Annotated in this window: 3 protein-coding genes; 2 read left to right on the top strand and 1 reads right to left on the bottom strand. The window is 62.9% G+C overall.

Annotated elements, in window-relative coordinates; genetic code table 11:
* Both EN932_RS33165 and EN932_RS33160 read left to right on the top strand, forming a co-directional pair.
* A partial coding sequence (locus EN932_RS33165) for an ABC transporter permease (RefSeq protein ID WP_164890755.1) occupies positions 1-598 on the top strand: 598 nt, incomplete at its 5' end.
* A complete protein-coding gene (locus EN932_RS33160) occupies positions 595-1,377 on the top strand; it encodes an ABC transporter ATP-binding protein (RefSeq protein WP_127368376.1) in 783 nt (260 codons plus the stop codon). The genes EN932_RS33165 and EN932_RS33160, both read left to right, overlap by 4 nt.
* 190 nt (positions 1,378-1,567) lie before the next feature.
* Here EN932_RS33160 and EN932_RS33155 read toward each other — a convergent pair whose 3' ends face one another.
* A complete protein-coding gene (locus EN932_RS33155; RefSeq protein WP_348630218.1) occupies positions 1,568-2,506 on the bottom strand; it encodes a GlxA family transcriptional regulator in 939 nt (312 codons plus the stop codon).
* Between the last annotated feature and the right edge of the window lie 256 nt (positions 2,507-2,762).

Below are 2,762 nucleotides of genomic sequence, written 5' to 3'. Positions count from 1 at the left end.
TTTCTGGCTCGACGTTCTGATCACCATCTGGCGCGTCTTCGGCGGCTTCCTGCTTGCCTCGGTCGTCGCGGTGCCGCTTGGCATCGCGATGGGCGCCTGGAAGCCGGTGGAGGCGTTTCTGGAGCCTTTTGTCTCCTTCGCCCGCTACTTGCCTGCGTCGGCATTCATCCCACTGCTCATCTTGTGGGCCGGCATCGGCGAGCTGGAAAAACTGCTGGTCATCTTCGTCGGCTCGGTGTTCCAGATCGTCCTCATCATCGCGGTCAAAGTTGGCGGCACACGACGCGATCTGGTCGAGGCCGCCTACACGCTGGGTTCCACCAACAGCGGCATCGTCAACCGGGTGATCATGCCGGCCAATGCGCCGGAGATCGCCGAGACGCTGCGGCTGGTGCTCGGCTGGGCCTGGACCTATGTCATCGTCGCGGAACTGATCGGCTCGTCATCCGGCATCGGCTACATGATCATCAACAGTCAGTCGCGGCTGGCGACGGGTCAGATCATCTTCGGCATCATCGTCATCGGACTGATCGGGCTGTTGTCCGACTTCGCCTTCAAGGCCTTCAACCGCTGGCTCTTTCCGTGGAGCCTGGCGTGAACAAGCTTCTCATCGAGGGCGTTTCGCGCACCTTTGCCGGCGTGCGCGGCGGTCAGCCGGTCAAGGCGCTGATGCCGATCGACCTGGCGGTCGCCGCCAACGACTTCATCACTATTCTGGGGCCGTCCGGCTGCGGGAAGTCGACACTGCTCAGGATTGTCGCGGGCCTGGAAGCATCGAGCGAGGGCCGTGTGCTGCTCGACGGCAAGGCGGTGACCCGGCCGGGGCCGGATCGCGGCATGGTCTTTCAGTCCTACACGCTGTTTCCCTGGCTGACTGTGGCGCAGAACATCGCTTTCGGCTTGCGCGAACGCGGAATGCCCGAAAAGGAGCGGGACGGGGTCGTCGCTTCCTACATCAATCTCGTCGGCCTGAAAGGGTTCGAGAACCATTGGCCGAAGCAGCTCTCCGGCGGCATGCAGCAGCGCACGGCGATCGCCCGGGCGCTGGCTAACGATCCGGAGATCCTGTTGCTGGACGAGCCGTTCGGCGCGCTCGACAACCAGACGCGCGGTCTGATGCAGGAACTGCTGCTCGGCATCTGGGAACGGCGCCAAAAGACGGTGCTGTTCGTCACCCATGACATCGAGGAGGCGATCTTCATGGCCTCGCGCGTCATCGTGATGACGGCGCGGCCCGGCCGCATCAAGTCGGATGTCGCCATCGACCTGCCGCATCCGCGCCATTACACGCTGAAGACCAGCCCGGAATTCTCGGCGCTGAAAGCGCGGCTGACCGAGGATATTCGGGTCGAGGCGATGCGCACGGCGCAGGCGTAGTCAGACCGACACAGCCTGATCATCTGGAAAGATACTTGGCTCGCTCAACAGCTTGAGGCGAGGAAGATCACGTTTCGGGGCGTCCAGAGCCGCCTTGAGCGCTAGCCATTTTTCGACATCGAGAGGAAAGATGCGCCGGTCGGCCAGTCTTTCGGGTCGAGTCGTTCTCGTACTCACGTGACACCTCTGCTCAGGCGGCCAGCAGCTGCTTGCGGTCGACGCGCTCCTGCTGCGGCGAGCGGGCGTAGAGTTCGCGGTAGCATTTGGAGAAATGCGAGGCCGAGACGAAGCCGCAGGCGACCGCCACCTCGACCACTGGCATCGAGGACTGGATCAGCAGGTGCCGAGCGCGGTCGAGCCGGATTTCGAGATAATAGCGGGCGGGGGAGCGGCCCATCTCGGTGCGGAACAGCCGCTCGATCTGGCGGCGCGACAGGTCGCCATGATCGGCGATCTCGATCAGTGACAGCGGCTCCGACAGATTGCCCTCCATCAACTCGATGATGGTCAGCACTTTCGAGTTCTGGACGCCGAGGCGGGCGCGCAGCGGCAGGCGCTGGCGGTCGGTGGGGCTGCGCACGCGGTCGGTCAGCACCTGCTCGCAGACGCGGTTGACGAGGTTCTCGTCAAAGTCGTCGCCGATCAGCTTCAGCATCATGTCGAGTGCGGCAGTGCCACCGGCGCAGGTGTAGATGTTCTGGTCGATCTCGAAGAGGTCGGCAAAGACATTGGCCTTCGGGAACGCCTCGGAAAAGCCCGGCAGGTTCTCCCAGTGGATGGCACAGCGCTTGTTGGACAACAGGCCGGCGGCGGCGAGGATATGCGCGCCGGTGCACAGGCCGCCAACGGCGACGCCGCGATTGTATTCCTCGCGCAGCCAGGCGAAGGCGGACTTGTTTTGGTAGCGCTCGACATTGATGCCGCTGCAGACGATGGCCATGTTCGGCCGATCGGGGCCTGCCATCTTCTTGCGTTCATCCTCGAGCGACGTGTTGACCGCGCACTCGACTCCGTTCGAGGCGCGCACCGGCTTGCCGTCGATGCTGGCGAGGCGCCAGCGATAGGCCTCGTAGCCGAGCATGCGATTGGCCGAGCGCAGTGGGTCGAGCGCGGTCGCAAAGGCGATCATGGTGAAATCGGGAATAAGGAAGAATACAAACGACCGCTTGATCGGATGCTTTACGGCGTTCAAGGGAACCTCACACAGCCATGGCGCGAACAGGATGTCGCGAATAGCATAGCGACATCAGGAAAAACCATGTCTGTCAATCGGCTACGCCGCTACGACAAGATTAAATTTGCGACATGGGTCGCAAATGGGCAATCGGCGTGCAGCGGGGCCCGGAAGTGGCACGAACTGTTCAAGGGACAGGCAGCGTACAGCC

Origin of the sequence: Mesorhizobium sp. M7A.F.Ca.US.002.01.1.1 (assembly GCF_004022955.1) — a bacterium.
GTDB classification, from domain to species: Bacteria; Pseudomonadota; Alphaproteobacteria; order Rhizobiales; family Rhizobiaceae; genus Mesorhizobium; species Mesorhizobium ciceri.
Note: the sequence above shows the minus strand (reverse complement) of the source record. Positions and strands in the feature narration are given on the sequence as shown.

Bases quoted from the DNA above. Each gene is read 5' to 3' on its own strand.
- EN932_RS33155 (WP_348630218.1), bottom strand. From the start codon at position 2,506: ATGATCGCCTTTGCGACCGCGCTCGACCCACTGCGCTCGGCCAATCGC.